The sequence below is a fragment of the Paenibacillus rhizosphaerae genome, from assembly GCF_014192015.1.
Classification (GTDB): Bacteria; Bacillota; Bacilli; order Paenibacillales; family Paenibacillaceae; genus Paenibacillus_AQ; species Paenibacillus_AQ rhizosphaerae.
In genome coordinates this window covers 93810-116105 of the sequence record NZ_JACHXJ010000007.1, presented here as the reverse complement: position 1 = coordinate 116105, position 22296 = coordinate 93810, and the positions used below count along the sequence as shown (strand labels likewise).

Genomic DNA, 22296 nt, shown 5'->3' with positions numbered 1-22296 from the left:
CAAGGTGGATGTTAACGCCTGATGGCGCGATTTCCAGTTAGCTCCAAAATAAGTCAAACCTCATATGCAGAATGGTTACAGCGCACCTGTTAGGCAACCCGCTCCCACTGCACAATAGAACTTGATCATATTCCCAATAATAAAGGAGTGATGCGGATTGACGGCAACCTTGCGTAAACCGGTGATGATGTTGATGGCTTTGGCGACAGGGATTTGTCTATGGGTAGGCCAAACCGCTACAAGTTATGCGGACATGAGCTCTTTCAAGCTAGATGCGGAATGGAACCATTTGTACGGGGATCCCGCGAACTACAATACGCCGGATCATGTGGCACCGACGGCCGATGGTGGGTTTGTTATACTCAGCGATTCCACAAACCGCGAACATTCCTATCCCACGAAACTTCATGTGATAAAAACGTATTCAGAAGGCAACACCGAGTGGGAGACGGATTTTTTCGATGATCGTGACGGGACGGAAGTGTATCGTGGGCATGTTATTCAACAGGTCAGCGACGGAGGATATATCATTGGCGCAGGCTTGCAAGGCGAAGGCGCTTCTTATCATGCTTATCTCCTTAAGCTGTCTCCCACGGGAGAAGTGGAATGGAATCGGCTGTATCTAACCTCTCCCATAAATCCGGTGAACAGCGTCCGAGAAACGAGTGACGGCGGTTTTATTGTGACGTCATCCACATCTAACCATTCGGATACGATGCCCGCTTATATTTTTAAAACGGACAAGGACGGAAATAAGGAATGGGATCATATTTTCCGGTACAGTGGCGGAGGACCTACGGATTTTAGGGACGGTCAAGTATTCTATTCGACAACTGAGACTTCGGACGGCGGTTTTTGGGTGGTGGGGAGATACTATGATTCCTCTACATCCTATCCTTTATTGGTCAAATATAATGCCTCAGGAAAACTGATATCCAAGCGCATAAAAGAGAGTTTGGACTGGGGGAGGCTGGATTACAAGCAGATCATGCCCTCTGCCGATGGAAAGGGCTATATCATGCTGAATGCCGAAGGCCTCTGGGAAATCGACCGTTCCGGAAATACGCTGTGGAACCTGAGATTAACCGATTCTTCGCCGGAACTGAACAATATTTCGTTCTTGCAAATGAACCGGGTCGACGACGGTTATCTTGTCTTCGGCAAGGATCAAACGAGCGATGACCATGTGATCCTGAAGCTTAACGCCGAAGGGAAAACTGTGGATGTCCTTCACCAGGAGATCCCCGGGTATACGGGAAATTTCAATGTTGCCTCCCTTCTTCAAAGCGGTGGATTGGCCTATTTAAATAGTATCGAGTCCTCCGCTTATCTTCAGCTCACGAAGTTCAAGCTCGTTTCTCAAGGCGAGCAGCCCGTCGAAGGCGAATTTTTTCTGGATGACAGCGAGTACTCCGTGACGGTAAACGACATGATTGATATCGTCGCCTTGTATAAAAAACCGGACGGAACCGTACTCCCGGTCACCAAAGAGACCCGGTTTTCAATCGAAAACCCCGAGATCGCATCGATTGATGAAGAGGGTAACATTATCGGGCTGGCACCGGGCCTAACGAGCGTGAATGCCGAATATAACGGACAGACTGCCGCCGCCTCCCTGCTGGTCGTCAAACCATACGTCCCAAAACCGGTTGACATCCTTAGCGAAGAGACCCGTCCAGCCGAGCCGGAGCCGACCGATCCGGGTTCCGTTGTTCCGGGCAGCACGGATCCAGACTCCTCCAAACCGGCCCCGGCCGAGCCGGACGATTCTTCTCCAAGCACGCCCAATCCAGAAAATGTTGATCTTGACTCGTCCGAGCCAAGCACGCCCGATCCGGCAAGCGCCGAGCCTGGCACAACTCAGCCATAAGGGATCCCGCATCCCGGCGATAAGACCAACCTATTGTGTACCATCATGACTTTCTCACCGCGCTTCAGCTGCTTCTATTTAAAAAGACTGGATCCTCGTGGCTTTCCCACAGATCCAGTCTTTTTTACTATCCAGCCGAAGATGCTTTTCCATCCCCCGTATGTTACAATAATGGAAATTAAATGTAATTTTAAACAATAAAGGAGCTGACCCCCATGGACCCTAACCGCCCCCGTTCCGCCAGTCCGCAAGGAAAGCCCGCAATTCACGAGACGAAGCCCGCAAACGAAACCGCTGCGGCCCTCGAACACGAGGTTTTTACCGATGAGCAGCTCAGAAATATCCAAACCATCGAAAGCGGCGGCCCGCCCAAAAAGGTGAATATGGACCAGCTCCCCGCCCCGATCCGGTATTTCGGCTACTTTTGTATGTCGGGTATCGCCCTGTTTGTCGTGATCTCCATCTTGATCAGCATTTTCAAATAGAAGCTATTTCTTATCCATCTGCCTCAAACCAAGTTTTTGCCGTAATAAATCTCGTCCATTTCCAGCGTAATCCGCTCCGTGATTTCTTCCTGCTCACTTTCGCTCAGCGTATCCTTCGTATAGCCGAACAAGTAATTGTCCAGGTCAAATTCCCGCAGCTTGCATTTGGTGTGAAAAATATGCTCCTGATACACATTCACGTCGATCATGTCGTACATATCCTTGACCTCATCCGGGATATAGTTCTGGATCGAATTGATATCGTGGTCGATGAACAGCTTATGGCCGCTAATATCCCGCGTAAATCCGCGAACCCGGTAGTCGATGGTCATAATATCCGTGTCAAAAGAATGAATGAGATAGTTCAGTGCCTTCAGCGGCGAAATTTCCCCGCAGGTCGATACGTCGATATCGGCCCGGAAGGTGCTGATGCCCTCGTCCGGGTGGAACTCCGGGTACGTATGAACCGTAATATGGCTTTTATCTAAAGCCATGACGACTGAATCCGGCAGCGGCCCGGGTGATTCGGAATAGGATTCCTGCGGGACCTCCACCACCGGCCCTTCGGAGACAAGAATCGTCACGCTTGCCCCCTGCGGCACGTAATCCTGTTTGGCTATATTCAGCACGTGAGCCCCGATAATATCCGACACCGTCTTCAGAATCGTCGTCAGACGCTCCGCATTATACTGCTCATCGATGTATTCCAGGTAAGCCTCGCGCTCTTCTTTGGTCCGCGTATAGCAGATATCGTACATATTAAAGCTGAGCGACTTCGTCAAGTTGTTAAACCCATGCAGCTTAACATGCTGCTCCGGTATTTCCTTCATTGCACATTCACCCCGCTGTCTTCATGTCCACTGCCTAATATTCCCTGATCATGGTGCATTATCCGTTGAACGGCAGCTTTTGTTTATTTACACTTTTTACCCTAAATGGGGTATAGGCAAACAAAGCCGGATTCGCGGATAACGAAATAAAGGAGCCCTCATTAGAGAGTCTCCTTTTGATTTATTCTCCCAAGGGAATGGCCCTTCCCTGTTCACTTCTGTACAAAATGTTGTCGTACGAATTCACACCCGCTTTTTATACGCCCTCATTGCAAAGGCATATGCCACGAGCATGATTCCGACGCACCATGCAAGGGCGACCCATATATCGTTGCCCACCGGCTGACCTGACAACAGCGAACGGATCGCTTCCACGATCGAGGTCACCGGCTGGTTGTCGGCAAAGGCCCGAACGACCCGGGGCATCGAATCGGTCGGCACAAACGCGGAGCTGATAAACGGAAGGAAGATAATCGGATAGGAAAAGGCGCTTGCGCCATCCACGGATTTGGCGGACAATCCGGCAATCGCCGCGACCCATGTTAGCGCCAGTGTAAACAGCATCAGTATGCCGGCAACGGCAAGCCATGGCAGCAAGCCTGCCGACGAACGAAAACCCATGACGAGCGCAACGAGAATGATGACAACCACCGATATGGCGTTGGATACCAGCGAGCTGATCACATGTCCCCACAGCATGGTGGAACGTGCGATCGGCATGGAGTGGAACCGCTCAAATATGCCCCGCTGCACATCGATAAACAGGCGGTAAGCCGTATATGAAATACCGCTTGCAATCGCAATAAGCAAAATGCCGGGCAGCAAATAATTCACATAGTTATCCGTGCCGGTTTGAATGGCGCCTCCGAACACATAAACGAACAGCAGCATAAATGCGATTGGCATAATCGTGACCGTAATGATCGTGTCCCAGCTGCGGAAAATATGGCGCATGGAACGTCCGAGCATGACACCCATATCGCTGAAGTAGTGCTTTTTTACCGCTTCCATTTACTTCTCCTCCTATTTGCCAACGATGGCAAGAAATATTTCTTCCAATGACGGCTGCTTTTCAACATACTCCACCTTTGCAGGCGGGAACAGCATTTTCAGCTCCGCGAGCGTGCCGCCCGCAATAATCTTGCCTTCATGCAAAATGGCGATTCGATCGGCAAGCTGTTCAGCTTCCTCCAAATACTGCGTGGTCAGGAATACCGTTGTGCCGCCGTCGGCAAGTTCTTTGACGATCTTCCAGACCTCGATGCGCGCCTCGGGATCAAGCCCGGTCGTCGGCTCGTCAAGGAAAATGATCTGCGGTTTTCCGATCAGGCTCATGGCGAGGTCGAGCCTGCGGCGCATGCCTCCCGAATAAGCGGATACTCTCCGGTTCGCGGCATCCGTTAAGCCAAAGCGGAGAAGCAAATCGCGTGCAATCACACGCGGAGCTGTGAGATGGCGCAGCTTGGCGATCATGATGAGATTTTCCTGCCCGGTCAAATTCTCGTCCACGGCGGCAAACTGACCGGTCAAACTGATCGACTGCCGTACATGGTCCGGCTTTGAGGCGACATCGAATCCGTTGACGGTGGCGGTTCCGCCGTCAGGCTTAAGCAGCGTGGTAAGGATTTTTACGGTTGTCGTCTTTCCCGCCCCATTGGAGCCGAGCAGGGCGAAAATGCTTCCCTGATCCACCTCTAAATCCACACCTTTTAGGACCTGCTGCTGCTTGTAGGATTTTTGCAGTCCTTTAACTTGAATCGACTTGTTTGGCATATTCCTCTCCTCCTTTTTAGATCACCGTAACTTTTGACAAATTGGCTTCCATGCCCTTAAGTGCGGCAAAGGTTAACTTATCCATCGCTGCCCCGTCAAAGCAGATCGTTTTAATGGCACGGTAATATTTCTTGGACAACATGGACCCTTGGAAAGACACGTTTTTGAGCGTCGCGCCCTTGAACGAAACTGCCTTCAACCCCGCTCTGTCGAACTTGACACCAATGAAGATTTGACCGTCAAAACGCTGCCCTGTCAGATCGGAAGATGTGAAGTCCACTCCGTCGAACACACAATTTTCAAAAACGGTTTTTGTGAGAGCGGTCATCGTCATTTTAACGTCGGTCAGGTGGACGCCTGCGAATTTGGCTCCGGCCAGCCACGACTTGCTGAAGTTGGTTCGTACAAGTGTAGATTGGTTAAAGCTTGCATTCGCCAGGTCCAGGGTGGTCAGGTTGCAGTCGGTCAGGTTTGCCCCGTCGAAACGGGCATCCTTCACGTCGCTGCTCTTCAATGAGCTGCCGGTCAAGTCCGCATTCGTGAAGTCGGAACCTCGCAGCGTGCTTGATGTAAATTTTCCTTTATGTGCGGTAACGCCTGCAAAATCGCTGTCCGCCAAGTTGCTCGCGCTGAGGTTGGTCAGCACCTGCCGCTCCAGCGAACGGGAGAGGTTTGCCACCTCCAGTACGGTTTGCTCAATGTCGCCGATGCTGTCAATGGTCATCTCAAATGCCGTTTCATCGTCCCTGCCCTCGGCTTTCAGCTCACGGAACCGCTCCTGCAGATCGGAGTGCAGGTCCGCCTTCAATTCGCTGACGCTTCTTACCCCGTCGTATGCAGCAAAAGCCTCATTCAGATAGTTCGTCAATTTCTCATTCATCCCATCATCTCTCCTTATACTAAGTTTTCAAGCACGCGCTGAGCGTACTCCCAGTTGCTTTTGTTGTGTTCATAAGTTGCCTTGCCCTTCCCGGTCATCCGAAAATATTTGCGTCGTCCGCCCTGCGATTCATCGCCCCAATACCACTCGATATCTCCGTCTCCTTCAAGCCGCCGAACGCTGGAGTACATCGTGGCTTCCTTTAATTCATACTCGCCGCCCGAACGCTCGGCAATCAGCTTCACAATTTCGTAACCGTAGCGGTCGGCTTCGGATAAAAGTCGTAATATCATCGTGTCGGTATGGCCTCGCAGAAGATCGGATGTGATTTTGCTGTCGCTCATCCAATCACCTCCATATCTGCATGATACGATATACTACTATGACTGTCAAGGTAATTTGTTAATAAAAATACTTTGCCGAAAATATGTGTTGCTTGAAGAATAAGAAACGGCGCATATTCATCAATGACGGACCGCGTTTAGCGGAAGTTTTCTTACGGTTAAACGGCTCAGCCCTTCCGAAAATTGAAAACAGCGGCAATCTAAGACTTCAGTTTCAGTCCTAGTCCACCGCTGTTTTTTAGCATTAGCCTTTGTTGACAGCCTGCTGCAAAAGGGGCTGCCGCCCTTCAACTTTTCTTTGCCTGTATCAACCGACAACATATTTTCCGGGAAATGACCCATTTTTCATTCAGCCATGACCCTTCTATCGAAATCCGGAATGGAATATATATTACAAGCCTTAGTCTGAAAATCAAGCGACATCCTGAACACCACTTTCCTTTAGGAGGATCTAGGAGGAGTGTATCAATGAACGAATATATTCCGCAGGGAATGGTTCAAAAGCAGTATCGCTGGGAATGGGTCAATTATTTTCTGTACCGGCATCTACAGGAGAATAATCCGTTTCCCAAGCTGCAGGCACCGCTGGATGAATTGCTGAACAAGCAGGAAAAGCAATTGGATGCATTGAGGAAGCTCGCTGCTTCACTGGGGATATCCAGCCCTTCTGCAACGGTGAATATTCGGTATAATCCGGTTCTGGAGTGCATTAAAGAACTCCACCATCGGGAGTATGAATTATTACAGGAGTACATCAGCTACCACGATTACTTTTTGCCGGTTTCTTCGAATCGATTAGGGATCGAAGACTTGATGAAATCTCAGCTGGCGCAGGTCAATACACTAACAGCATTAAAGGAGACCTTTGGTCAGCTTTTCAAACCCCAACATGAAACGCAAAAGCCTGATTACATATTGGAAAAGGGGTACCGGTTAACGCGGATCGCCACGGGGCTAACGTTTCCGACGGTCATGACATTTGACCCGCAAGGAACCGTCTATGTTGCCGAAGCCGGGTTTGCCTACGGGACTGAACCAGGAATCGGCCGCGTGCTTCGACTGGAAACGGATGGATCCTTTACAGAAATCGCTTCAGGTTTCGGAGGTCCTGTGACAGGCATTGCCTGGCATCAGGGGGATTTGTATGTAGCTGCAGGAAATTTAGGGGAAAAGCCGGCAGACGGATGCGGAGAAATTATTCGAGTATCGCCGAATGGCACGAGGCAAACGATTGTCAGCGGGCTCCGTACATGCGGGGACCATTTTACCGGAGACATTCTGTTCGGCCCTGACGGAAAACTGTACTTTTCCGTGGGTACGGCCACGAACTCGGCTGTTGTAGGACTTGATAATATGCTGATCCTGAAGCATCACCCGCAATTTCACGATGTGCCGGCCAGAGACCTGGAATTGACCGGCACCAATTTTATTTCCCGGGATCCGCTATCTGATCAGCCAGAGGCGGCAGTAACAGGCGCATACCATGCCTTTGGAGTTCCGAGTAAAGAGGGGGAAATCGTACAAGGCCGGCTGTTGGCTAACGGGGTCATCTACCGCTGTAATCCTGACGGAAGCCACCTGCAGATCGTCGCAGACGGCTTCCGGAATACGTTCGGTCTAAGATTTTCCCCAATGAACGGGAAGCTGATCGTAACGGACCATGGCGCGGATCCGCGGGGGAGCCGGCAAATCAGGCTGGATTGGGATAAAATTTGGGAGGTCACCCCTGGGGGGTGGCACGGATTTCCGGAATTGTTTAGCGGTTTGCCCGTCACTCTCCCCCACTTTCATGCTGCGGAACAAGCGAAGCCTACCTTTCTTATCCGCAACCATCCACCGCTCGCCGCCCAACCGCTGGCCCGTCTGCAGCCGCATAGCGCTTCCATGAAATTTGATATTTGTACGAACGCTGAATTCGGCAGTCCAGGGGAGCTGTTTGTCGCTCAGTTTGGAGAGTCCGGTTTTGAAAAAACCGAAGAACTACCTGGATTCAAAGTGGTTTCAGTCAACCCGGAGACCGGGCAAATTTCAGACTTTCTGACCAATCCAAATGGCGAATCTACGAAACAAGGGCCGATCCGGCCCATTGATGTCAAATTTAATGCCGAAGGAAATGAGCTTTACCTTGTCGATTTTGGCCTGATGGGTAAGCATAACCCAACGCCTGGAACCGGGAGCCTGTGGAAGATCGTTAAAATATAACGGATCGGCTTTACTCCTCCTCGTTCCCTGTCCTGCCTCCGTACCGATGCGAATGCGGGATTCTGCCGTTAACGGTCGTGTAACCCGAAAAATCGTGGTAATGCCCGCCTCCCGGCAAAGGAATGGCCGGTCCCGTCGTCCCTTGAATATAATGAACATGCTGATCATTAAAGGATGTTTCCACATGATAACGGTGGACATGGGGAACGCCGCTGGGGGCGGGTTCCGTCGTTCCGGCGTAGTGATGATAGTGCCCCACATCAAACGAAGTATCCCCTGAAATCGGATGAACATGAACCCTGACCGGCCTTCCATCCCACGACGTAATAAGCAGACTGTGATGATGTTCGGAACCGGAACCTTCAGAATGAAACAGCAACCCTGTGATTGGGATTTCCAATAGACTAACCTCCTATTTTTCAAGTTGTATGTCCGGTAAAGCAAACTCACTTCGGCTTCCTCATACGCAGAAATCATATGGCGTTAGCCTGTTCCAATATGCAGCATTTTGTATAACTGCGAAAAATCTTACAAACGGTTGATGCGTTCAGCCAAGGCGGTCATCGATTCGATAGGTAGGCAGCAAAAAACCTGCCGATTCACGACACCAGTTTGTCGTGTATCGGCAGGTTTTTTTGTAGATTCTAGAATTCATACTTTTCAGCGGAGCTGAACCCATGCGGTCTGTCTCCGGATGAAAGTACGTCGATAGACTTCTCGAAATTATTCTATAACGTATTCGCGATATTTCTCAAAGTCCTGAAGCCGGCATTCCAGCGAGAGCCGTGTACCTTCATTTTCATACTCGGTTGCGTGGATGCTGGCATGCTCGTTCAAATAGGAAACCACCTGGCCCCGGTCATACGGGATCAGCATTTCGCAGGTGACGTAATCTTTGAACACGGAGCTGCGGATCAGATCCACCAGCTCGGTCATACCGATTCTTGGCTTGGCTGCCAAATAGACGCTTTTCTCCTTGACCTTTGGAATGTCCACGCCCGCCAGATCGCATTTGTTATAAGCAAAGATGGTGGGAATGTCCGTTACGCCGATGTCCTTCAGCGTGTTCTCCGTAATTTGGATCAACTGTTCGTACTTCGGGTTCGAGTAATCCACGACATGGATGAGCAGGTCTGCCTCGGACACTTCCTCCAGCGTCGATCGGAACGCCTTGACGAGATGGTGAGGCAGCTTGCTGACAAACCCGACCGTGTCGGTGAGCAGAAAGGACTTATGATCCTCCAGCTGTATGCTCCGCACGGACGTTTCCAGCGTGGCGAACAGCATATCCTTCTCGAATACCGCCTTCTCGCCGGTCGACCCGGCCGCAGCATAGGTCTCCAGCATGGCATTCATGATCGTCGATTTGCCCGCATTCGTATATCCGACCAGCGACACGACCGGAAGCTCGTTTTTCTTCCGCTGCTTCCGCTGCGTCTGCCGCTGAAATACCAGCGATTCCAGCTCCTTATTCAAGGCGCTGATCTTCTCCTCGATCCGGCGGCGATCCAGCTCCAGCCGGGTCTCGCCTGAGCCGCGGTTGTGCATGCCAACGCCGCCGCCCTGCCGTCCGAGGGACTCGCGCAGGCCTACGAGGCGCGGCAGCATATACTGCAGCTGAGCGACCTCCACTTGAAGCTGGGCTTCCCGCGTTTTGGCCCTTTTTTCGAAAATATCTAAAATCAGGATCGTCCGGTCAATAACCTTGCACTCGAGATCCGCTTCCAGGTTGCGGAGCTGGGACGGTGAGAGCTCGTCGTTGAAAATGATCAGATTCGCCTCGAGTCCCCGGAATAAGCCGCCCAGCTCCTCGACTTTCCCGGTCCCGATGTAATGGGATTTGTTGACGCGCTCCATATTTTGCGTCAGCTGCCCGACGACCTCCACCTCGCAGGCTTCGGCCAAATTGCCGAGCTCCTCCATGGAGTATTCGAAATCGGACTGGTTGTTCAGGTTCACGCCGACCAGTATCGCTTTTTGTTGAATGGGTTCCATATATTTTACCTCCGAGTTAGCTAGAATGGTTCGATGAAACGAAAAAACCGCAGGCTGTACCCTGTGGTTTAAAGCGAACGGATATGACAGCGCTGGAAAAGAAGAACCCCCTTGCTCGATGACAGTTGCCCGTCAAGCTTAAGGTGTCCTAAGCATTCTCCAATCAGGCTGGTTTTATGTTATTGCATGAGGAACGCCCTATGGCTGCCTGAAGACAGCAAAAAGAGGGCGGATCGCCCTCCCTCTCATACACCCGGCATACTCAAAAAATGAGCACACTCGGCACGTATATATCGGGTTCCAAAAGATATGCAGACCAATCCCGTTCGCTCCGCACAGGGGCAGAGCCTTTGAGCACTATTCAGTTAGCGGCACAAAGTGAAAAAACGGAATTTGATGTAGTACATATCTTATTACAACCCTCCGATCATTATAGGTATCCCCATGTTAACACAGCCGCACGGCGGACACAATTCCCAATTGGCAAAAAGATGAAATGTTTTTTTCGCTACCTTCCCGCCCTTGCCTGCGTAACCTTCGCTTCCCCCGACAGCGTGACCCGGTTGCGGCCTTCCGTCTTGGACCGGTACAGCGCCTCGTCCGCTTTCAGAATCAAATCGCGCGGTGAGCGCCCATGCTCGGGATATGCCGCTACGCCGGCCGAGATCGTCACCGGCACGCCGATCGGGTTCGCGGTTCTCTCCATCTCTTTTCTTAACCGCTCGGCCACCACGCCGGCTTCCCTCGGTCCGCTGTCCTGCACCAGAATCCCGAATTCCTCGCCCCCATAGCGGAAGCACAAATCCCCTTCCAAGGACACGTTTCGCATCAGCTGGGCCAAGTGCTTCAGCACCTGATCGCCGAGCACATGCCCATAAGTATCGTTGACTCCCTTGAAATGGTCAATGTCTATTAAAATGACTGCAAAGGGCACGTGGTACTCGGTCCACTGCCGCAGCACCGTATCGAGCGTCCTCCGGTTGGCCAGCCCGGTCAGCTCGTCGACGCCCGCTTCGTTCCGAAGCTGGGTTAAATCCTGATTCATGTGCTGGAACGCGATTTTGACGCTTTGCGACAGCAGCCTGACCTCATAATAAGCCGATTTAATGTCGGGAACGTTCTGCGGGCGTGCCGAGCCGAGCGTGGCCTGGTCGGAAAATTGCGCCAGCGTATTGAGCGGCTTGGCAATCCGGCTGGCCACCCACCATCCCAAAATGAGGATCAGCAGCAGGAACGGAAGGGAAGCGAGAAGCACCCTTTTGATCAAATCATGAAGCGGCTTGGAAATGACCGACGTCGGCGTCTGGGAAATAATCCCCCAGGAGCTGCTCGGTTCATAAGCATAACCCGCAAAGAATTGGCCCCCTTCGGAGTTGGTCACCTGCTGCGATCCGCTTTTTTTCATCAGGACGTTCTTCACAACGGGATTGCTGATGACCGATTCGCCGATCCGCTGCTTATTGGGATGAAAAATGATTTCCCCGTTCTTCTCCACCACATAGACGTATGACCCGTTGCCGAAAAAATGCTCCTTCAGCATCGTGCTGAGTACGTTTTTATCTTCGAGATAAATCGTTCCGCCGACAAACCCTTGATAATCGCCGGATGCATCGACGATCGGTGCCGATATGAGGATAATGTACCTCCCTGTCGTCGCCCGGTAGGGGTTCGAAATAAAAGGCGCTTTCAAAGAGACCGCCATTTTGCTCTGGGCCGAAGTCAGCTGATCCCCGACCTCAATGCCGATCGTGTGCGGACTGAGCGCCCGGATGATGCGGTTGGCGTCCGCGACGACAATCGAGTTAAAATACTGCGTGTTCTCCTGAAACAGATCGTCAAAGAGCTGGGCGTCCATCTCCTGGCTCCGCCCGGATATTTTGGCGATCGCATTGATATTTTGCTGCATTGTAACGAGAAGCTCGTTCGTATTGGAAGCCAGCTTTCTGGCATACTGCTCGTTATTCTGAAGATAATTGCCGATTAAGGAAGCGCGGTTGACTTGAACGGCTGAAGTGATACTGGTCAGCATCGTAAGAAGGATTGCGATAACCACAAGCAGGCTGATCGTGAACCGGAGCGTAAAACCTTTTTGGATCAAATATTTCAACGTTATATCCACCCTGAGTCAAAAATATAGAAAAATTTGTCGCATCATGACGCTTTACATTATACATGAACGCCGGAAGTGCATCTATAGCGTGTTGCGCCATCTGCTGTAAAAAAAAGGGCAGCCTAATCGGCTGTCCTGAGATGTCCGGAAGTAGAGCGGCGTTATGCCGCATCTTAGATTCTGAAAAAGCGCCGGGTCGTCCGGGTCGTGGCCGCGGCCAGCGCCGCAGGCTCTTCCCCTCTGCAGTCGGCGATAACCCCAAGAATGTGGGCCAGGAAAGCAGGCTCGTTCCGTCCGCCCTTCGGCTTCGGCCGCAGATCACGCGGCGTCAGATAAGGCGCATCGGTCTCGATCATCAGGCGCTCCAGCGGAATGTCCCGAACGAGCTCACGTAGATGCCCGCCCCGCCGCTCGTCGCAAATCCAGCCGGTGATGCCGATATGCAGCCCCATCTCTAGGTAGGCGTAAAGCTCTTCTGCGCTTCCCGTAAAACAATGCACGACCGCGCGCCCGATCAATGCCGGGTGGTCTCTCAGCATCGCAGCAAAATCGGCATGCGCGTCCCGTTCATGCAGAAACAGCGGCATGTCCAGCTCTTCCGCCAAACGCAGCTGCTCCTCAAACCATCGGCGCTGCACGTCGCGAGGAGAAAAATCCCGGTTGTAGTCCAGCCCGCATTCACCGATCGCCACCACCTCGGGCAGACCGGCCAGCCGACGCAGCCGCTCTATCGTATCCAGTCCGCAGTCCTTGGCGTCATGCGGGTGAACGCCTGCCGTCGAGAACAGCCTGCCGGGATACGACTTTGCGTATCGCGCCGCCTCCTCGCTGCTTTCCACGCACGTTCCGGTGATAATCATCTGTTCCACGCCCGCCTCAGCGGCCCGGGCCAGAACCTCCTCGCGGTCCCGGTCAAACGATGAATTCATCAGGTTAACACCGATATCGATGATCGGTAATGTCATAGCTGCCAAGTCCTTTCGTTATATATCTTAAAACATCTACCTTAAAGTCAAACCATAAAGTACGGCAACAATATTATATGGGACAACGACCTCCCACACAAGGAATCTGGGTATATCAAATGAAATCTTGCATGAATGTTATATGATCGAAGTTGAATTGAAAAACCGAGGAGGAAAACTTCATGGGAACGGATCATTTAGCTTTGACGCACCAGGGCTTAAAACCCGGCGATATCCTTACGTTCGGCACATATCCGCGGTCTGCAGACGGTCAAGAGCTGGCGATTCAATGGCGTGTTCTTCATCATTCAGGAAGCGAGCTGTTTGTTTTGAGCGAGTATATTTTGGACTGCAGGAGGTATCATGGCAAGAGCCCGGATCTGAAGTGGCGTGAATGCACGGAAATGACTTGGCATGACTGCGATTTGCGCGAGTGGCTGAACGGCGAATTCTATAACGCCGCATTTAGTGACGCCGAAAAACAGTTCATAAAGACGACACACTGCACGGACAATGGAGAGGGCTGCCCGGACACGGAGGACAAGGTTTTTCTGCTTAGCGTTGCCGAGTTAAAGAAATTATCTGAGGTCCACGGCAAGGGTTTGAGGTGTGCGGTCGGAACCGATTTTGCCAAAACGAAAAAGCCCGATGGATGCCGCTTATATGTATACGACAAATCGAACAAAGATAACTATATCCTCACAAACGGCGAAGAAGCCGGCTGCTCCTGGTGGTGGCTACGAACCCAAGGTAACAAGCCTTCGCGTGCTTGTTTTGTCGGGACAGGCTGCAGTATCCGCAGCTATGGGAATAACAGCATAAGCGGTTACGGCGTGCGTCCTGCCATAAATATAAATCTTTCCTAAGTTCTGTTTTCAAGGAGGTAAGACATGGATTGCATTCCATCGAAAGAAACGGCGTTAAAGATGAGACGGTGGCCTAGGCATACCATAGCGGCGGGTCCTCGCCATACCGTTGGGCTGAATTCTGACGGCACAGTGACGGCTGCGGGCGATAATAAATACGGCCAGTGTGAGGTAAGCGGCTGGCGTGATATGGTGGCGGTCGCGGCGGGTAATGTTCATATGGCGGCGAACACAGGTAACGCCCACACCATTGGTCTGAAATCGGACGGCACGGTGGCGGCTGTAGGTTGGAATAAGCATGGCCAATGCCATGTAAACGGCTGGCGCGATATGGCAGCGGTCGCGGCAGGTTGGCGGCGTTCCGTCGGTCTTCAATCGGATGGCACGGTGGTGGCCGTGGGGCACGATCATGAAGGCCAAGGCGATGTCAGCGGCTGGCGTGATATGGCGGCGGTCGCGGCGGGTGACTGGCATACCGTGGGTCTAAAATGGGACGGCACGGTGATGGCTGTGGGTAATCATCGGTATGGCCAATGCCATGTCAGCGGCTGGCTCGGCATCGTCGCGGCAGACGCGGGTTACCTTCATACCGTCGGGCTTCAATCGGACGGTACGGTAGTGGCTGTGGGTCTGGATAAGCATGGCCAATGCCATGTCAGCGGCTGGGGCGGAATTGTGGCGATTGCGGCGGGCAGTTATCATACCATCGGCCTGAAATCGGACGGCACGGTGACGGCTGTGGGACATAACGAATATGGCCAGTGCGATGTAAGCGGCTGGCGCGATATGGTCGCCGTCGCGGCGGGTTGTGCGCATACCGTCGGCCTGAAATCGGACGGCACGGTGGTGGCTGTGGGGCATAATGAATATGGCCAGTGCGATGTAAGCGGCTGGCGCGGCATCCAACTGCCCACGTCGTTATCAATATGAATAACTCGGCATTTCACGCGAAAAAAAAGAGCCGGGCTTCTAATTAAGCAAGGGACCGTGACCTTGAATCAGGTGGTTGACATCGCCCCGAGTACCCCAACCCGCCCGGTCATATAAAAAGACCGCATCCTGACGGAATGCGGTCTAACGTCATTATTTGTATACGGGTTTGCCGTATTCCGCCTTCTTCTCGAAGAGAACGGTATACGTTTCGTCTGGGCCGTCAACGGACGGGGCTACTACTTTCTTCAGCCCGCTCAGAGGCAGGATCGCCGGACTCCTAAGACCATATTTGCGAAATGTGGGTCTGTGTCGCTGACTCATGACGATTCCCCTCCTAATAAATCATGAATTGAATCCAGTAACGCTTTATTGAGATAACATATCTCCTCAAAAATCTGCTCCGTGACCTGGACGGAACCCCTCAGATGGACCGTGAACACGTATCTTCTCGCTAAAGGATAACACAAGATATATTCCTTCACAACCGATTTGCGATTTCGTTGACTAAATGTCACATTTCCGCTGGCGTGAACGTCCACCACATGGATCGGTTCTTCTCCCGGTCTCAGGTTGACATTGGCATCCAAGGAATATTCATAGCCGATTTCGCCAACCCCATCGCTGCCGACCTGCTTTATTGTACGGTCCCCGGCTTTGAAAAGTGCTGTGCCGCTGACCGTATACGGCGCGGAAATAAACGACAGCCGCAGCGCCCGGCAGATCCGGTTGTAAATTTCCGTATCGAGTGCGGGCTTATGATTCAGTTCCTCAAAAAAGCCGATAATCTTCAGCAGCCTGTCCCTCTCCTCTTCGGATTCGCGGAGCAGATCGAACGGATCGGTCTGTTTGCTGCCCCAATGCTCGATCATGCTGCCGATTTTACTGCACGAGACGCCCACGGCCGCATTCCAGTTGCGCGGGTTCATCTGATAGGTGAGCGTGGTCATACCGAACAGATCCGAAGGCGTCTTAAAGCCTTCAATCCGTTCCTCCTCTTCATCCTCCTGCTCAGGAATATGCGACGGAACGAGAAAAAATACCCGTTCTCTCCCCAGTTTACTCCAAAACAAGCCCATCTCAAACACCGTATTATCTCTGGCTGTATAATATAACTTACCCCGTACGAGCGTCACGTCATCAGGGTGGAACACAAAAACCGCAAAATCGCTCCCCTGGATCTGGGCTTCCAAGTCCTCCATCGTATAACGATTGGCGTGAAACACTCCTCTATGCCAAGGAGTCACGACCGCATAGTGCTCAAGTTCCTCCTGCACCGCATTCACGATCGGAATGGCTTCCCTGGATGAGCCGATGAAAACGAAAGGTTTGTCCATAACTCCCTCCAGAACATCCATAATCTACCTATTAACAGTATATCATAGCATGGTAGATTCAATGACTGTTACTTTTCGCGCTTACGAAAGACCGCCCATGATTTCAAAGTTTGCTATGTATGCCTGACAGAACTTGTCTATTTAAAAAGGTTACAAAAAGTAAAGGACTGCGGACAGCCCCACTGAACCGCAGCCTTCGTGTACAAGCCAAGGGACCGGGAACGGACGACCTGCCTTACCGACACATCCGCCGGATAAGGTTACGTCTCCTCCATAACCGCTTGACCGTTTATCCTTTTCCGTTATACGAGCTCAACCTCGCCCTGTATTCCTTCCGGAAAACGCACCTCGACCTCCACATCGGACGGCGACTCCACGCGCAGGGTCATTCGGTTGTCCCGAACGTTCCAGCGGACGCGGATTTCCCCGCCGCCCGGCAGCGGAACGACGCCGTTGGCCCAGCTTAGTCCGCACGGCTGGGGAGCGACCGCCACCTTGCCCCATCCGTCCTCCAGCCGTTTGACGCCGAGAATGCATTCGCCCAGAAAATATCCCGGGGCGGCGGACCAGGCATGGCAATGGCTCCGGGTGAGCTGGTTCGGGTTAGCCCGATTTTCGCTGAAGTTCGGGTACATCTCCCAGCAGGTGGTGGCGTCGTTATCGATCATCTGCCCGTAATGGGCCCGAATATCGGCGAGCAGCAGCTCGAACTGGCCGGCCTCCTCCAGCGCCTCGTAATAAAAGAACGACATGAACGGGCTGCCGATTTGCACGAAATCTGCCGGAGGAAACTTCAAATAAGCCTCCATCAGCGCTTTTCTGCCGCCGGAAGCGGCACCGCACAGGTAAGCGACCACCTGAGTCTGCATGCTGAAGGTATCGGAGCGGCGGCCGTCCGCATGGATGCAGTCCAGATAAGCGTGGCGCTCATCGGACCACAGATGCTGATTAATGGCTGCCGTCAGCCGCCTGGATGCTTCCACATATGCCGCAGAGGTCCCTTCCTGTCCGGCCGCCGCCGCAATGGCTGCCGCATCGCGCAGCGCCTTAGCCAAAAACAGGTTCTGATGGGTCACGACGCCTTCGCGAGGCTGGTCGATCGGGGCCCAGTCCAGAAAATTCCATCCCTTCATCTCCAGCAGCCCGTCCCGGTTCAGATGTTCCAAGTAAGCCTCCATGGTCAGCTGAACCGCCGGCCAGATTTCCGCCGCAAACGCCGTATCATTCGTATGGGATATCAATTCGCGGCAGGCGATGGCCCAGAAGAAAGTCCAGTTCGGAATCACGCTGTTCCAAGCGCTCGGCACCTGGTTCACATACAGCGGCGTAATGTCCGCCGATCCCGGAACCAGCCGCAGGCAGCGTTTGACGATGTCGGTCACGCCGAACACATAATAATTGACGAGCGCCTCATTGCGGCTGTCCCCGACCCAGAATACCTGCTCATAGGAAGGGCAGTCGATAAACGTGTCTTCCATGCAGAGCCGGGTCGTGTGGCGGCTGATGTCCCAAATTTCGTTCAGCCGGGCGTCCGAGCAGCGGAACGCGCCGGTCTCGGCGGCGGGATAAGTGCTCTGCCGGATGTATACTTCGTGAAGCTTCACCGGACCAAGCTGTTCGCGGATGGTCAGGATCAAGTACCGGAAGCCCCGGCGGACAGGCGACAGGTACGACTGGCGGCCGGACCGGCATATGTAACGGAACGTATTTTCGAGGCCGTAGGTATGCTGCCGGTAATCGTCCTTGATGTATTCGACCCCGTACGCATCAATGACCGTGCCTTCCGGCGCATCCAGCTCGAGGCCGATAAAACCGGACCGCTCCTTGCCCAGATCGATAACGATCTCGCAGTCACCATCGGGGAACGGCTTGAGCAGCGCGCAGTTCTGCGTCGGCAGCACTGCGAACTGCAGCTCCTGCGGCACCCGGTGCTTTTCGCTCAGCGTCCGCCACACGCTGGCCCCGAATACATCCACGGCCGAATACAGCTGCCTCGACACGGGCTGCATCCAGCGCTCATAGCCCTGAAGCTCCTGCTCTGTCCGGATCGTCTTCAGCCGTAAATAGTCCGGATGGTCCCTGCGTAGGTCCCGGCCGTCCTTGTAATCGATATACTCGACCGCATCGAAAGGGCCGACGGCCGTAAACGGATTGCCTTCCTCATTTAGTGCAGCTTGAAGCGGAGCCCGCAGCGTAAACGCCGCCTCGCTATCCACTCCGACGTGGAACACCGAACCATGGTCCCCCGACGTGATGTCCATCAGCAGCAGATGACTCCCGCTGCCCAAGGTCAGCGTGTAGTATTTTTCCGGCTGATCCACATGCGCCGGGCTGCAGCGGATACCGTCGACGTACAGATCGTCGGCCCGCGTTCCGGTCGGAAAGCCGACGGCTACTTCACCGTCCTCTTCCATGACCAGCACCGTAGCCAAGAGGCCGGTAAAGCCCACCGGGTTGGCGTGCGCGATACTGTCCTTCACCATCTGGTTCCGCAGGTCGATGGCGGCCGTGAACCTTGGCGCCTTGACGCGGGCCAGGGACAGCACCTTGGACGGGTACTTCTTCTCCTCCGTCAGGAACGGGATGTCCCTTGGAATCAGCCGCGTCCACGGCTGCGTGCCTGCCGGGCCGATTTCCGCCGCAGCACTCCAGGAGGCGTCATCGTACCCCGGCCGGTTCCATTCCTCATCCCACAGCCTGGCGTCGTACACCTCGGCAAATCCCTGCTGACAGGACATCCGTGGGGAAGTGCTGTCCTGGGCCGCCAGCTTGGCCGTTCTCCAGGTCCGGTCCGTGGCGGCGATCACCTCGTCCCCGTGCTCCACCTGGGCGATCAGTCCCCCGCGCCCGGCGAGATAATAAAAATTGGCCAGTCCAAAATGAAGGACAAGCACCGCAATCGTGTTGTCCGCCCCCGGCCGCAGCAGGTGCCCGATGCTGTATGTATCATACATCTGCTCCTTTGGCCAGGAGCGCGTCGTTCCTCTGCCGGCCAGGTAACCGTTTACAAAAAGAACGTAGCGCGAGTCTGCGGTGATGCTGAGCGATACGGGACGTCCCGGGTCCCCCTCATAGGCAAAGGTCTTGCGGAAGCATCTCCATTCATTCCGGGGGCTCGGCTCTCCCTCTCCCCAAATCCACAGCGCCTTCCAATGCTTATCCATCATAAGCCTCCTCTCTGCCCTTAGCTTTGTACAATCACCGCCCTGTTGTCAAGTAAAGCGGTGAAATTCAATTCAAGGAACATCCCCCTGACGTCTTTCCCTTCCCGTTTCACGAAAAAAAGCCCGCGCTTTGCGCGCAGGCTCTGCTTCCCGCATAAGAGCCGCCGGGTTATTCGGCCACTCTCTATTTCTTTAATGCATCCGCACGGTCCACCCAGACGGTCAAGTCCTGGTAAGGCGTGCGTTTGCCTTGAGGCGCCTGTCCTTCAGCCGGAACGCCCAGATAAATAAAGCCGAGTACCTTGTCGTTCGCGCCAAGACCGAAATGCTCGTTCATCTTGGCATGGTATGTAGGCTCACCGGTTCTCCAGATCGCTCCGAGGCCCAGGGCATGCGCTTCCAGCAGCATATTCTGGATCGCCGCGAACACCGCTCCGTATTCCTCCAGCTCAATCACCTTGGGGTGATCCTTCGGCGTGACCGTCACGGCGATGACAACCGGGGCGCGCATCGGCTTCTGCCGGGCGGATTCCGCCGCCGCTTCGGCTTCCGGGGAGCCCGGTCCGCCCGCCTGCTCCACAGCAATTTCCGCCAATGCGTTACCGAGCAGATCCCTTCCTTCCCCGCGAAGGACAAAGAAGCGCCATGGCTCGGTCATCCGGTGGTTCGGCGCCCAGGTGCCCGCCTCCAGAATTTGCTCAATGGAAGCGGCAGGCACATCCTCCTGCGTCACTTTCCCGATGCTCCGTCTGGAGCGGATCGCTTCCGATATGTTCATATCTCAATCCCCACTCTCTTTAAATGCTTTTTCCTGTCCTGTGTACTATTGTAGCAAAAAACGGGCAGCGATTTCTAACCCGGCTAATCCCCCAGGCTCCTCCAAGGCAGCGTCAAGATGGACAATCGACCCTGTTTTACCCTGCGGTGACGTTCCGATAATGATCCGTTAACACTGTAAGCGTACACTGAAGCAGATAGCTGTTTATATATATCCTTCGGGAAGGGGTTCATTACGATGACAAAAAAATGGTTCGTCTCCGCGCTCGCGGCCTTATCGGTGGGGGGCACAGCCCTGCTTCAGAGCGCATCGGCAGCACCGTCCGATGTAAAGTATTCCGTAAATGGACAGTCTTTTACGCCGTCCGTCCCTGCCGTTGAGCAGCAGGATCACCTGTATTTTCCGATCCGCGATCTCGGCAATCTGCTGGGCAAGTATGTCGACTGGGACGAAGTTCGCCAAACGGCCTCTTTTACGGACAAGCCCAAGCTGACCGGTAAATACACGCTGGATCATGCGGATCTGGCGGAGGGCATCAAGTTTGGCATCGGCTCCTCGCTGGCGCATATCCCGGGCGACCCGGATAACGTCTTCTATACGACGGCTGACCGCGGACCGAACGGGGAGATCGACGTCGACGGCGAGACTCGCCGGACGTTCCCGCTGCCGAACTACACGCCGTCCATCTATAAAATCCAGCTGGATCAAGGAAAAATCACCATTCTGGAGACCATTCCGCTAAAAATCAACGGCACAGATCCCGTGACGGGCAGCAGCAAGATTACAGGACTGCCGAACCTAAAATCCCGGGACGAGGTTCCTTATGAGACAACCGCCCAGAACGTCATCTCTTACGATCCTTATGGACTTGATGTCGAAGGGCTTGCTTATAATCCACAGGACGATACGTTCTGGATTTCCGACGAGTACGGCCCGTACCTCGTCCAGGTGAAACGCGACGGTACGCTGGTGCAGCGCCTGGCGCCCCAAGGGATCAGCGCCGAGCTGAACACGGCAGCACTGCCGCTGAAGGATACACTGCCTGCCGTTTATCTGGACCGCCGCCAGAACCGCGGTGCGGAAGCGGTCGGCATTTCGCCTGACGGCAAGTGGATGTTCATGGCGATGCAGAGCCCGCTGCAGAATCCGGACAAGAGCGTCGATAACTCGCGGGCACTCCGTATTCTGAAGATCGACCTCGCCACGCTCAAACCGGTGGCGGAATACGCTTATCTTGCCGAGGACGCCGGGCAGTTCAAGGACCTGAAGCAATCCGATATCGTTATTTCTGATCTTAACGTCATCAATGATAACACGCTGCTGATCGACGAGCGTGACAAAAATGCCGGCGATGCCGCCCAGCTTAAACGGATATATGCCGTCGACCTGACCGATGCGACCAACATTCTCGGCAAATATGACGAAGCGGGGCCAAGCGGCAAAACGCTGGAGCAGATGAGCCCAGCCGAGCTTCGCCAAGCCGGCATGATGACGCCGCTGAAGCGGACCGTGCTTGATGCGGTGGAATTCAAATACCCGAACGAGAAAATCGAAGGCATCTCGCTCGTAAACGGACATACGCTGGTCATCGTCAACGACAATGACTTTGGCGTCACCAATCCGGATGCCAAGGAAAACGGCACGGATTTGTGGACCTTCGAGCTTCCCTACGATTTAAAATAAGGCGCAAACCTATAAAAGACCGGCCATGGAGATTCCCTCCATGGCCGGTCTTTTTGGGTCCGTGTAAAGCGGGTTAGATTGGCG

19 protein-coding genes are annotated in these 22296 nt (G+C 53.5%); 6 read left to right on the top strand and 13 right to left on the bottom strand.

Features of this window, described 5'->3' with window-relative positions:
- Positions 1-157 precede the first annotated feature (157 nt).
- Positions 158-1870: a hypothetical protein gene (locus tag FHS19_RS30675; RefSeq protein WP_183586577.1), complete on the top strand. Its 1713-nt coding sequence runs from the start codon at positions 158-160 to the stop codon at positions 1868-1870.
- Between the two features lie 215 nt (positions 1871-2085).
- A complete protein-coding gene (locus tag FHS19_RS30670; RefSeq protein ID WP_183586575.1) occupies positions 2086-2355 on the top strand; it encodes a hypothetical protein in 270 nt (89 codons plus the stop codon).
- Between the two features lie 23 nt (positions 2356-2378).
- On the opposite strand, the gene speD is transcribed toward FHS19_RS30670, so the two are convergent.
- From speD to FHS19_RS30645, 5 genes are all read right to left on the bottom strand, one after another.
- Positions 2379-3185: an adenosylmethionine decarboxylase gene (gene speD / locus FHS19_RS30665; protein ID WP_183586573.1), complete on the bottom strand. Its 807-nt coding sequence runs from the start codon at positions 3183-3185 to the stop codon at positions 2379-2381.
- A gap of 243 nt (positions 3186-3428) precedes the next feature.
- Positions 3429-4196, bottom strand: a complete 768-nt coding sequence (locus FHS19_RS30660) for an ABC transporter permease (protein WP_183586571.1) — start codon at positions 4194-4196, stop codon at positions 3429-3431.
- Positions 4197-4208: 12 nt separating this feature from the next.
- A complete protein-coding gene (locus FHS19_RS30655; protein WP_183586569.1) occupies positions 4209-4958 on the bottom strand; it encodes an ABC transporter ATP-binding protein in 750 nt (249 codons plus the stop codon).
- A 16-nt stretch (positions 4959-4974) separates the two neighbouring features.
- Positions 4975-5838 (bottom strand): pentapeptide repeat-containing protein, encoded by an 864-nt coding sequence (locus tag FHS19_RS30650; protein WP_183586560.1) that lies wholly within the window; start codon positions 5836-5838, stop codon positions 4975-4977.
- Between the two features lie 14 nt (positions 5839-5852).
- Positions 5853-6182: a PadR family transcriptional regulator gene (locus FHS19_RS30645; RefSeq protein WP_183586558.1), complete on the bottom strand. Its 330-nt coding sequence runs from the start codon at positions 6180-6182 to the stop codon at positions 5853-5855.
- A 468-nt stretch (positions 6183-6650) separates the two neighbouring features.
- Between FHS19_RS30645 and FHS19_RS30640 the strand changes: the two genes are divergently transcribed.
- On the top strand, positions 6651-8384 hold the full coding sequence (locus tag FHS19_RS30640; RefSeq protein ID WP_183586556.1) for a PQQ-dependent sugar dehydrogenase: 1734 nt from the start codon (positions 6651-6653) through the stop codon (positions 8382-8384).
- A gap of 10 nt (positions 8385-8394) precedes the next feature.
- Here the strand turns inward: FHS19_RS30640 and FHS19_RS30635 are convergent, their stop codons facing one another.
- The 4 genes from FHS19_RS30635 to FHS19_RS30620 form a co-directional block, all read right to left on the bottom strand.
- Entirely contained in the window at positions 8395-8784 is a 390-nt protein-coding gene (locus tag FHS19_RS30635) for a YmaF family protein (RefSeq protein ID WP_183586554.1), read from the bottom strand.
- Positions 8785-9107: 323 nt separating this feature from the next.
- Complete coding sequence (gene hflX, locus FHS19_RS30630) at positions 9108-10379, bottom strand: GTPase HflX (protein ID WP_183586552.1); 1272 nt, start codon at positions 10377-10379, stop codon at positions 9108-9110.
- A 508-nt stretch (positions 10380-10887) separates the two neighbouring features.
- Positions 10888-12486 carry a sensor domain-containing diguanylate cyclase gene (locus FHS19_RS30625; RefSeq protein WP_221224166.1) on the bottom strand — a complete coding sequence of 533 codons (1599 nt, stop codon included), beginning with the start codon at positions 12484-12486 and terminating at the stop codon, positions 10888-10890.
- A gap of 176 nt (positions 12487-12662) precedes the next feature.
- A complete protein-coding gene (locus tag FHS19_RS30620) occupies positions 12663-13454 on the bottom strand; it encodes a TatD family hydrolase (protein ID WP_183586545.1) in 792 nt (263 codons plus the stop codon).
- 182 nt (positions 13455-13636) lie between these two features.
- Here FHS19_RS30620 and FHS19_RS30615 point away from each other — a divergent pair, with 182 nt between their 5' ends.
- Positions 13637-14320, top strand: a complete 684-nt coding sequence (locus tag FHS19_RS30615) for a DUF6273 domain-containing protein (RefSeq protein WP_183586535.1) — start codon at positions 13637-13639, stop codon at positions 14318-14320.
- A 24-nt stretch (positions 14321-14344) separates the two neighbouring features.
- Positions 14345-15250 carry an RCC1 domain-containing protein gene (locus FHS19_RS30610; protein WP_183586533.1) on the top strand — a complete coding sequence of 302 codons (906 nt, stop codon included), beginning with the start codon at positions 14345-14347 and terminating at the stop codon, positions 15248-15250.
- Between the two features lie 153 nt (positions 15251-15403).
- On the opposite strand, the gene FHS19_RS30605 is transcribed toward FHS19_RS30610, so the two are convergent.
- The 4 genes from FHS19_RS30605 to FHS19_RS30590 all read right to left on the bottom strand — a co-directional run bounded on the left by FHS19_RS30605 (position 15404) and on the right by FHS19_RS30590 (position 20529).
- The gene (locus tag FHS19_RS30605) at positions 15404-15574 is read right to left on the bottom strand and encodes a hypothetical protein (RefSeq protein WP_167372905.1); all 171 of its coding nucleotides are present in this window, start codon (positions 15572-15574) and stop codon (positions 15404-15406) included.
- Entirely contained in the window at positions 15571-16587 is a 1017-nt protein-coding gene (locus FHS19_RS30600; RefSeq protein ID WP_183586530.1) for a TIR domain-containing protein, read from the bottom strand. The genes FHS19_RS30605 and FHS19_RS30600 overlap by 4 nt, the downstream gene beginning before the upstream one ends.
- A gap of 302 nt (positions 16588-16889) precedes the next feature.
- The gene (locus tag FHS19_RS30595; protein ID WP_246426917.1) at positions 16890-19754 is read right to left on the bottom strand and encodes a family 78 glycoside hydrolase catalytic domain; all 2865 of its coding nucleotides are present in this window, start codon (positions 19752-19754) and stop codon (positions 16890-16892) included.
- Positions 19755-19935: 181 nt separating this feature from the next.
- Complete coding sequence (locus tag FHS19_RS30590) at positions 19936-20529, bottom strand: nitroreductase family protein (RefSeq protein WP_183586528.1); 594 nt, start codon at positions 20527-20529, stop codon at positions 19936-19938.
- A 237-nt stretch (positions 20530-20766) separates the two neighbouring features.
- Between FHS19_RS30590 and FHS19_RS30585 the strand changes: the two genes are divergently transcribed.
- Positions 20767-22212 carry an esterase-like activity of phytase family protein gene (locus FHS19_RS30585; RefSeq protein ID WP_183586518.1) on the top strand — a complete coding sequence of 482 codons (1446 nt, stop codon included), beginning with the start codon at positions 20767-20769 and terminating at the stop codon, positions 22210-22212.
- Positions 22213-22296 lie beyond the last annotated feature (84 nt).

What these genes read in the sequence shown, in the direction of transcription:
- FHS19_RS30670 (WP_183586575.1), top strand. Translation starts at nt 2,086, where the DNA reads ATGGACCCTAACCGCCCCCGTTCCGCCAGTCCGCAAGGAAAGCCCGCA.
- speD (WP_183586573.1), bottom strand. Translation starts at nt 3,185, where the DNA reads ATGAAGGAAATACCGGAGCAGCATGTTAAGCTGCATGGGTTTAACAAC.
- FHS19_RS30660 (WP_183586571.1), bottom strand. Translation starts at nt 4,196, where the DNA reads ATGGAAGCGGTAAAAAAGCACTACTTCAGCGATATGGGTGTCATGCTC.
- FHS19_RS30655 (WP_183586569.1), bottom strand. Translation starts at nt 4,958, where the DNA reads ATGCCAAACAAGTCGATTCAAGTTAAAGGACTGCAAAAATCCTACAAG.
- FHS19_RS30650 (WP_183586560.1), bottom strand. Translation starts at nt 5,838, where the DNA reads ATGAATGAGAAATTGACGAACTATCTGAATGAGGCTTTTGCTGCATAC.
- FHS19_RS30645 (WP_183586558.1), bottom strand. Translation starts at nt 6,182, where the DNA reads ATGAGCGACAGCAAAATCACATCCGATCTTCTGCGAGGCCATACCGAC.
- FHS19_RS30640 (WP_183586556.1), top strand. Translation starts at nt 6,651, where the DNA reads ATGAACGAATATATTCCGCAGGGAATGGTTCAAAAGCAGTATCGCTGG.
- hflX (WP_183586552.1), bottom strand. Translation starts at nt 10,379, where the DNA reads ATGGAACCCATTCAACAAAAAGCGATACTGGTCGGCGTGAACCTGAAC.
- FHS19_RS30620 (WP_183586545.1), bottom strand. Translation starts at nt 13,454, where the DNA reads ATGACATTACCGATCATCGATATCGGTGTTAACCTGATGAATTCATCG.
- FHS19_RS30615 (WP_183586535.1), top strand. Translation starts at nt 13,637, where the DNA reads ATGGGAACGGATCATTTAGCTTTGACGCACCAGGGCTTAAAACCCGGC.
- FHS19_RS30610 (WP_183586533.1), top strand. Translation starts at nt 14,345, where the DNA reads ATGGATTGCATTCCATCGAAAGAAACGGCGTTAAAGATGAGACGGTGG.
- FHS19_RS30605 (WP_167372905.1), bottom strand. Translation starts at nt 15,574, where the DNA reads ATGAGTCAGCGACACAGACCCACATTTCGCAAATATGGTCTTAGGAGT.
- FHS19_RS30600 (WP_183586530.1), bottom strand. Translation starts at nt 16,587, where the DNA reads ATGGACAAACCTTTCGTTTTCATCGGCTCATCCAGGGAAGCCATTCCG.
- FHS19_RS30595 (WP_246426917.1), bottom strand. Translation starts at nt 19,754, where the DNA reads ATGATGGATAAGCATTGGAAGGCGCTGTGGATTTGGGGAGAGGGAGAG.
- FHS19_RS30590 (WP_183586528.1), bottom strand. Translation starts at nt 20,529, where the DNA reads ATGAACATATCGGAAGCGATCCGCTCCAGACGGAGCATCGGGAAAGTG.
- FHS19_RS30585 (WP_183586518.1), top strand. Translation starts at nt 20,767, where the DNA reads ATGACAAAAAAATGGTTCGTCTCCGCGCTCGCGGCCTTATCGGTGGGG.